The following is an 8,870-nucleotide window of genomic DNA, read 5'->3' as shown; positions in this document are numbered from 1 at the left end:
GTGGAACTCGGCGAGTCGGCCTGGGGAGCCGTGTACCTGCAGGGCGTCAACGAGGAGACCCACGGCATCGCCGACTCCCTCATCAGCGTCCTCGCGAACCGCTCGCACGACATCCTCACCGACCTGCTCGCCCGCCGCGCCGACACCGAAGCCGGGAGCGCGCGATGACCACCGACCAGGGCACCCTGCTCGTCATCGGCAGCGGGCTGAAGGTGTACCGCGAGTACCTCGTCGCACCGATCCGCCGCCGCGCCCGCGCCGCGGGCCTGGACATGGTGCTGCTCAACAACCTCAACCCCACCTGGCAGCACGAGTACTTCGACGAGATCATCGTCGCCAACGTCTTCGACACCGGGGCGATGGGCGCCGCGGCGCGCGAGGTCGCCGCCCGCCGTCGCATCGTCGGCCTGATGTGCTGGGACGAGCCACTGGTCCTGGACGCCGGGCTCCTCGCCGCCGAGTTCGGAGTGCCGGGACTGTCCGTGCCCGGCGTGCGCGGCTGCCGCGACAAGCGGCTCACCCGGGCGGAGCTGTCCGCCGCCGGCCTCCACCAGCCGGGGTTCGAACTGACCACCACCGCCGCGCAGGCCCGGGCGGCGGCCGAACGGATCGGCTACCCCGTCGTCGTCAAACCGCGCGCGATGGGCGCCAGCATCGGCGTCGTGTTCGCCGCCGACGAGGCCGAGCTGGACGCGGCGTTCCGCATCGCGCTGGCCGCGAGCGAGGTCGACCCGGGGCCCTACCGGGCGAGCGCCATCGTCGAGGGCTACGCGCCCGGGCCGGAGATCAGCATCGACGGCGCCGTCCACAAGGGCGAATACCTCCCGCTGTTCGTGGCCCGCAAACACAGCAGCGACCAGCCGTACTTCGAGGAGGTCGGGCACCTCGTCGACGCTGCCGACCCGCTGATGGCCGACGCCGAGCTGATGCGCACCCTCGCCCGGGCGCACCAGGTGCTCGGCATCGAGGACGGCATCACCCACAGCGAGGTCCGGCTGACCGACCGCGGCCCGCTGATCATCGAGATCAACGGCCGGCTCGGCGGGGACCTGATCCCCTTCCTGGGCCGGACCGCCACCGGGATCGAGCCCGGCGAGGTGCTGTTCGACGTGGCCACCGGGCAGCGTCCGGACACCCGGCCCACCCGGCGGGCCGTCGCCGGCATCCGGTTCGGCTACCCGGAGCGCGACTGCCTGCTGCGCTCGGTCACCGTGCCGGCCGGGGCGCCCGGCCTGGTCGCCGCCGCGCCGATGGCCGAGCCCGGCACCACCCTCCGGCTGCCCCCGGGCGGCTACCTGGCACGCCACTCCTTCGTGGTGTGCGAGGCCGACGACACGCGGACCTGCCTGGAGCGGCTCGACGCGGCCGCCGAACTCGTCGAGCTGGACGCGGAGCCGATCGGCCCGCCGGATCCGCAGGCGCCGTTCGAGATGCCGGCCGGCCTGCTCGACGTGGACGAATGACCGGCACACACCACCACCTGAGGGGGAACGCATGAGTACGACCCGGAACCCGGGCATCGAAGCACCCACCACCGCGGCGGAGATCCTGGAGCGGGCCAAGGCACTGGCTCCGCGGTTGCGGGAGCGGTCGGCGGAGATCGAGCAGGCCCGGCAACTCCCGGCGGACGTCGTGGACATGCTGCGCGCCACCGGGGTGTTCCGGATGTGCTTCGGACCCGAGTGGGGCGGCCCCGAGCTGACGTCGGTGCAGCAGGCCGAGGTCGTGGAGACGCTGGCCTACGGGGACGCCTCGGCCGGCTGGTGCGCCGCGATCGGCGCGATGACCGGGGCGATCAGCAACTTCCTGGACCCCGCCGTGGTCAAGGAGGTGTTCCCGAGCCTGGACATGATCACCGCCGGGCTGATCGCGCCCGCCGGGCACGCCGAGCGGGTACCCGGCGGCTTCCGGCTCTCCGGCCGGTGGTCGTTCGGCAGCGGGATCACCCATGCCGACTGGGTGACCTCCGGGGCGTTCATCTACCAGGACGGCAAGCCGTGGGCGAGTCCGGACGGCAGCAACGCGCACGCGTCGCGCCAGTTCCTCGTGCCGGCCCACGAGGTCGGGGTCGTCGGGAACTGGGACACCACCGGCCTGTGCGGCAGCGGGAGCAGCGACTACACGATCACCGACGTGTTCGTGCCCGAGGAGCACACGTACACCTTCTACAAGGTGCGGGGCCGTACCGACACCCCGATCGCCCAGCCCGACTCCTTCATGCGCAGTCTGTGCGCCGTGCCGCTCGGGGTGGCCAGGGCCGCGCTGGACCACGCCCGGGAGACCGCGCTGACCCGGGTCGACAAGATGACCGGCGCGGTGTGGGCGGACACCTTCCGGGTGCAGGTCACCCTCGCCGAGTGCGAGGCGGAGTTCAACGCGGCCCGCAGCGGCGTCCGCAGCAGCTCGCAGCGGCACTGGGACGTACTGGCCGGCGGGGGCACGCTGGACGATCTCAGCGCCACCGAACGGGCCGCGTCCTCACTTGCATGGGTGCACGCCTTCCGCACCTCGCGGGCGATCGTGAACCGGCTCTACGACCTGCTCCAGGCCTGGTCGATCAACCGGTCCTCGCCGATGGACCGCTGGATGCGCGACACCGCGACCATGTGCCAGCACGTCGCCGCCTCGGATCTGATCCTCGAGTCCGGCGGCGCCTACCTGCTGGGCCGGCCGCCCAAGTTCCGGATGAGCCTCGGCATCGTCAAGTAGGGCCAAGTGAAAGGCGATCACATGACCATGACCCGGACCCCGGGAGCCGAGGTGCCCACCACCGCGGCGGAGCTACTCGCCCGCGCGAAGGAGCTGGCGCCGCTGCTGCGGCGGCGGTCGGCGGAGATCGAGGAGGCGCGGCGGCTCCCGGCGGACGTCGTGGACGTGCTGCGCGACGCCGGAGTGTTCCGGATGGCCTTCGGCCCCGAGCTGGGCGGCCCGGCCCTGACCACGATGGAGCAGACCGAGCTCGTCGAGACGCTGGCGCACGGGGACGCCTCCGCGGCCTGGTGCGTGGTGATGGGCGCGAGCGGCGGCATCTTCAGCGCCTTCCTCGACGAGACGGTGGCCAAGGAGATCTTCCCGACCCCGGACACGATCATGGCCGGACTGCTGCAGCCGACGGGTCACGCCGAGCGGGTTCCCGGCGGGTTCCGGCTCTCCGGCCGCTGGTCGTTCGGCAGCGGGATCACCCACTGCGACTGGGTGACCTCGGGCGCGTTCGTCTACGAGGACGGCAAGCCCTACGCGAGCCCGGACGGCAGCAATCCGCACGAGTCGAAGCAGTTCCTGGTGCCCCGGGCCCAAGTGGAGGTCATCGACAACTGGCACACCATGGGGATGCGCGGAACCGGCAGCTGCGACTACACGATGACCGACGTCTTCGTCCCCGAGGAGCACACGTACAGCTTCGGGAGGGTACGGGGCCGGCCCGGCCCTCTCGCCCAGCCGGACGCCTTCACGCGCAGCATGTGCGGGGTGGCGCTCGGGGTGGCACGGGCCGCGCTGGACCACGCGCGGGAGATCGCCCTGACCCGGGTCGACCGGATGACCGGGGTGGCGTGGAAGGACCACTTCCGCACCCAGGTCACGCTGGCCGAGTGCGAGGCGGACCTCCTCGCCACCCGGGGCGGGGTGTACGGGAGCCAGCGGCGCCAGTGGGAGGTGCTGGCCGCCGGGGGCACCCTGGACGACCTCACCCCCGAGGAGCGCGCCGCGTCGCCGATCGCCTGGGTGCACGCCTTCCGTACCTCGCGCTCGATCGTCAGCCGCCTCTTCGACCTGCTCCAGACCTGGTCGATCCACCAGTCGTCGCCCATGGACCGGTGGATGCGCGACACCACCACCATGTGCCAGCACGCCACCGCGCAGGACCGCATTCTCCAGTCGGCCGGCGCGTATCTGCTCGGCGCGAAGCCCGAATTCGGCATCTGCCTCGGCATCGTCAAGTAAGGAGAGAGGAAACCGATGGGCAGAGGGCTCGTGTTATTGGTCAATCCCAACAAGGTGCACCCGCCGATAGCGCCCTACGCGCTCGACGTGCTCACCACCTCGTTGGAGGCCGCCGACTTCGACGTCGAGGTGGTCGACCTGACGTTTCACCGGGAGGACTGGAAGTCGTACCTCTGCGAGTACTTCGCGGCGCGCAGCCCCTTGCTGGTGGGCGTCACGATACGCAACACCGACACGGTCTACGCGTTCGAGCAACGCCCCTTCATCGGGGAGCACAAGGAGATCATCACCGAGATCAGGCGGCTGACCGAAGCGCCGATCGTCGGCGGCGGCATCGGCTTCTCCTCCATGCCCTTCGCGCTGGTCGACTACTTCGGCATCGATTTCGGCGTCAAGGGCCCCGGCGAGCAGATCATCTGCGACCTCGCCGACGCGCTGGTCACCGGCCGCGACACGGGCACGGTGTCCGGGCTGCTGCGCAACACGGGGGAGGGGGTCACCCGCGTACCGCCGCCGGCGCTGAACCCGGCCGTCCGGCGCGGCGCACCGCCGCTGCCCGGCGGGCAGTTCGAGGACCGCGTGTGGCAGGTGGACCGGGCCGGGACGTACCGGCGCCGCTCCGGCTCGCCGCACAAGGTGGACAACCTGCTGTACTACCAGCGCGGTGGGCTGGCCGGAATCCTCACCAAGAACGGCTGCACGTACCGCTGTTCGCACTGCGTCGAGCCGGACGCGAAGGGCACCCGGTTCGGCCGCCGCGACGTCGCCGCCGTCGTCGACGAGATGCAGTCGCTCGCCGCCCAGGGAATCCTCGACCAGCACACCACCGACAGCGAGTTCAACCTGTCCATCTCCCACGCGAAATCGCTGCTGCGCGAGATCGTCCGGCGCAAGCACGCCGACCCCGGCAATCCGCTGAACGCGCTGCGGCTGTGGGTCTACTGCCAGCCCTCGCCGTTCGACGAGGAGTTCGCGCGGCTGCTCGCGGCCGCGGGCTGCCGCGGGGTGAACGTCGGCTCCGACCACGTGCGCCAGGAGATGCTGCGCGGCTGGAAGGTCACGGAGAAGGGCACCACGTACTACTCCTTCGCCGATACCGAGAACCTCGTCCGGCTGTGTCACGCCAACGGCATGATGACGATGGTCGAGGCGCTGTTCGGCATGCCGGGCGAGACCCCGCAGACCATGCGCGAATGCGTCGAGGCGTTCATGGCACTGGACGCCACCGTCACCGGCTTCTCGCTGGGGCTTCGGCTCTTCCCGTACACGCCGCTCGGCATCGCGATCGCCGAGCAGTGCGACGGGGTGCGGACGGTGCCCGGACTCCAGTCGAACACGGCCACCGAGCCGATCGTGCTGAAGCCGCTCGCCCGGTGTTCGGGCCCGGTGGAGTACGAGCGGCAGTTCATGTTCGACGCGTCGGGCAACTTCCGCCTCGTCTGCTACTTCTCGCCGGACCTCCTGGAGGACGCGGAAACGGTCGACGACCCGTCCGGGCTGCGGCGCCGGTCCGTGGAACTGCTCTGGGATCTCGTGGACCCGGGCGACCACCACAGGGTCATGCTGCCGACGCTGGCGGGCATGAGCGAGCACGACAACAACTACGCGGACAATCCGTTCCTTACCAGTCTCAGCGGACTCGGATACACGGGAGCGTTCTGGGCGCATTGGCGGGACCGGGAAGCAATTCTCCGCCGGGCACAAGAGGTAGGAATGGCAGAGTCCACAGAAAACTGACGTGGCCGGATGTGAATGTCGTTGCCGACATGGTTATCGCGCCATGCGGATATCCCCCCGACCGTTGCGGTAGGACTGGCCCGTGCACCATTCTGGTAACGGCCGGTCGGCCCTGAGCCACGGTAAAAGATCGAGTCGGGGGGAAGGTAGAAATGCATCAGACAACAGACATCAAGGGGCTGCTCTGGCCACCCTCGTCACAGGGTGAGGCGCGAAGGGACTTCGCCGGCCGGCGGCCCGACGGGGACCTCGCGCTCGTCGCCAGACCGCTCGCCACCGTCACCGTCGTACTCGCCGACGCGCAGCCGGCGATCCGCCACGGGGTGCGCTCCGTGCTGGAGCGGTCCGCCGGGATATCCGTCGTCGGGGAGGCCGCCACGGCCGACGAGGTGATGGCGGAGACCTCCCGCTGCCGACCCGACGTGCTCGTCCTGGACCCGCTCATGGACGTGCGCGCCGGAATGCGGGTGATATCCGAAGTGCTGAGGTTATGGCCCGAAACGGGCATCCTCGTCTTCAGCTCGGTCGACGACGACCGGGTGATCACCGCGGCGCTCCAGGCCGGTGCACGCGGATACCTGTTCAAGTTCGCGGACGCGGACCAGATCCTGCGCGGCATCCAGGCCGTGGCGGCCGGTGAGGGAATCGTTGACAAGTCGATCGCCAACCGGCTCGGAGCGCTCATGGGCCCGGCGCCCGCCGGGCAGTACGGCTACCCCTTCCCCCAGCTGACCAACCGGGAACGGGACGTCCTGGAACGCATCGCCGCCGGAAAATCGAATGCCGCCATCGCCCGGGAGCTCGTGCTCGCCTCCAAGACCATCAGCAACCGTGTTTCCGCGATATTCGGAAAACTCGGCGTGGCCGATCGGTCCCAGGCCATCGTGCTCGCCCGGGACGCGGGTCTGGGGCACGGCTGATCCGGCAGATTCCCTTTCGACTGGGGAATAGTTCCCCTGTCGAAGGGGAGTCACCTGCTTCTAGCCTGATCGACGTCACCCGTCGCCGGGATATCGGAATGGATGAATTACGGTATTCCGGCCGCCAGAGACGTCGATCGGAGCGGAAAGTTGACCGACCAGGAACAGCCCGACGTGGACATCCGCACAGCGGAGCCGGACCATCTGCTCCGGGAACACGGCCTGGACCTCAGACTCCTGCACCCGTGGCCCGGTCTGGACGCGCCCTTCCGCGGAGCCTGGTGCGTCCTGCGCCCCGGTGACGTGACCGAGGCCCACGCCCACCACGAACGCGAGATGTTCATCGCCATGGCCGGCCGCGCCGAGGTGGTCTGCAACGGCCGCCGCCGGCATCTCGCCGCGGGGGACATCGCGCTGATGAAGGGCGGGATCGAGCACCACATCGTCAACGGACACGACGAGGACTTCTCCTACTACGCGATCTGGTGGGGCCGGAGCATGTCGGCCGAGTTCCTCGCGGCCACGGACGATGCCACGTGATCGACTACGACGGCCGCCGGTTCCGCAAACCGCAGGGCGACGCCCGTACCGTCGCCGTCTACCACCAGCAGGGCGACCTCGTCTGGGGAGAGGTCCTCGGCGGCGAGGTGCGGCGCGGCTGGACCGTCGGCACCTGCACCCCCGACGGCACCCTCTCCATGGGCTACACCCTCGTGTTCGCGACCGGCGAGGTGGTCTGCGGACGCACCGTCAACACCCCCGAGGTGGCCGAGGACGGCCGTCTGCGGCTGCGCGAGGTCTGGGAGCGCTACGGCCCGCACGCCGCGACCGGGATCTCGTACATCGAGGAGGTGCGGTGAACGGGGCGTCCGAGGCGGACTGGCGGCGGCTGGAGAAGACGGTGGCGGGCCGCGTCCTGCGCCCCGGTGACGCCGGATTCCGCGCGGCCGGCGCCGCGTTCAACACCCGCTTCGCCTCGATCACGCCGCACGCCGTGGTGTCCGTCGCGAACGAGGCGGACGTACGGCACGCCATCGAGTGGGCCCGCGACACGGGCGTCGGCCTCGTCGCCCGCGGCGGCGGCCACAGCTACGCGGGCCACTCCGTCACCACCGGCCTCGTCGTCGACCTCAGCGCGCTGAACTCCGTCCGCGCCGACGGCGCCACCGGTCTCGTCACCGCCGCCGGCGGGGCCCGCATGGCCGAGGTCTACGCCGCGCTCCAGCCCCACGAGATGGCGTTCGCCCTGGGCAACGGCGCCTCCGTCGGCATCGCCGGCCTCACCCTCGGCGGCGGCTCCTCCTCCACCTCGCGCACGCTCGGCCTCACCGCGGACGCCCTCGTACGGACCACCCTCATGACGGCGGACGGACAGGTGCTGACCTGCGACGCCCAGGAGAACCCGGACCTGTACTGGGCCTGCCGCGGCGGCGGGGGCGGAAACTTCGGCATCAACCTCTCCTTCACCTTCCGGGCCACCGCGGTGCCGGACGTCTCCACCTGCCTGCTGCTGTGGGACGGGGCCGACGCCGTCGACGCCTTCGCCGCGGTACAGGAGGCCGCGCGGCACGCACCGGACGCGCTCTCGCTACGCCTCGGCGTCTGCGCCGCCGAAGGCTGCGACCCCGTGGTGTCGGCCGTCGGCCTGCACCTCGGCCCCGCGAGCGAACTGCGGGAACTGCTCGCCCCCGTCCTCACGGCGACCCGGCCCCTGCGCGAGGACATCGCCGACCGCACGTTCTGGGAGGCCAAGGACTACCTGCTGCACGAGACCTCCGCCGGGGCCTTCGCCACACGCACCAACTTCGCCTACGCGCCGCTGCCCGCCGAGGCCGTGGCCGCCGTCATGGCCCTGCTCGCCCGCCGGCCCGCCGGCGGCAACCCGGACGGCTGCGGGCTGGCCCTGTACACCTGGGGCGGCGCGATCAACCGGGTGGCCCCGGCCGACACCGCCTTCGTCCACCGGGAAGCGCAGTTCCTGGTCAGCATGGACACCTCCTGGGCCGAGCACGACAGCCCGGCCACCGTGACGGCGAACCTGCGCTGGCTGGCGGAGCTGGGGGAGACGGTCTCGCCGTACGTGGGCAGGGGCGCGTACCAGAACTTCATCGACCCCGACCTGTCCGACTGGCGCACCGCGTACTACGGCGCCAACTATCCGCGGCTCGTGGAGATCAAGAAGCGGGTGGACCCGGACGGATTCTTCACCTTCGGCCAGGCCATCGGCTCCTGAACGCACGGACGGCACGCACGGCTGGGGACCGCGGTCGG

The 8,870-nt window shown here is 70.9% G+C and carries 8 protein-coding genes; all 8 read left to right on the top strand.

Translation table 11 applies throughout. The features are described 5' to 3' along the window. Positions 1 to 164: 164 nt before the first annotated feature. Complete coding sequence (locus tag K7B10_RS06115) at positions 165 to 1,463, top strand: ATP-grasp domain-containing protein (protein ID WP_229334916.1); 1,299 nt, start codon at positions 165 to 167, stop codon at positions 1,461 to 1,463. A gap of 31 nt (positions 1,464 to 1,494) precedes the next feature. Continuing rightward, entirely contained in the window at positions 1,495 to 2,709 is a 1,215-nt protein-coding gene (locus K7B10_RS06110; protein ID WP_229334915.1) for an acyl-CoA dehydrogenase family protein, read from the top strand. 21 nt (positions 2,710 to 2,730) lie between these two features. After that, positions 2,731 to 3,942, top strand: a complete 1,212-nt coding sequence (locus K7B10_RS06105) for an acyl-CoA dehydrogenase family protein (protein ID WP_229334914.1) — start codon at positions 2,731 to 2,733, stop codon at positions 3,940 to 3,942. A gap of 15 nt (positions 3,943 to 3,957) precedes the next feature. Next, complete coding sequence (tsrT, locus tag K7B10_RS06100; protein ID WP_229334913.1) at positions 3,958 to 5,679, top strand: tryptophan 2-C-methyltransferase; 1,722 nt, start codon at positions 3,958 to 3,960, stop codon at positions 5,677 to 5,679. Between the two features lie 152 nt (positions 5,680 to 5,831). Next, positions 5,832 to 6,599 carry a response regulator gene (locus tag K7B10_RS06095; RefSeq protein ID WP_229334912.1) on the top strand — a complete coding sequence of 256 codons (768 nt, stop codon included), beginning with the start codon at positions 5,832 to 5,834 and terminating at the stop codon, positions 6,597 to 6,599. Between the two features lie 150 nt (positions 6,600 to 6,749). Continuing rightward, a complete protein-coding gene (locus K7B10_RS06090) occupies positions 6,750 to 7,139 on the top strand; it encodes a cupin domain-containing protein (RefSeq protein ID WP_229334911.1) in 390 nt (129 codons plus the stop codon). Continuing rightward, entirely contained in the window at positions 7,136 to 7,459 is a 324-nt protein-coding gene (locus K7B10_RS06085; protein ID WP_229334910.1) for an avidin-fold protein, read from the top strand. Before K7B10_RS06090 ends, K7B10_RS06085 begins: the two co-directional genes overlap by 4 nt. After that, a complete protein-coding gene (locus tag K7B10_RS06080; protein WP_229334909.1) occupies positions 7,456 to 8,832 on the top strand; it encodes an FAD-binding oxidoreductase in 1,377 nt (458 codons plus the stop codon). Before K7B10_RS06085 ends, K7B10_RS06080 begins: the two co-directional genes overlap by 4 nt. Positions 8,833 to 8,870: the final 38 nt, after the last annotated feature.

Origin of the sequence: Streptomyces flavotricini (assembly GCF_020639365.1) — a bacterium.
GTDB classification, from domain to species: domain Bacteria; phylum Actinomycetota; class Actinomycetes; order Streptomycetales; family Streptomycetaceae; genus Streptomyces; species Streptomyces flavotricini.
This window is presented reverse-complemented; position numbering and strand designations above follow the sequence as displayed.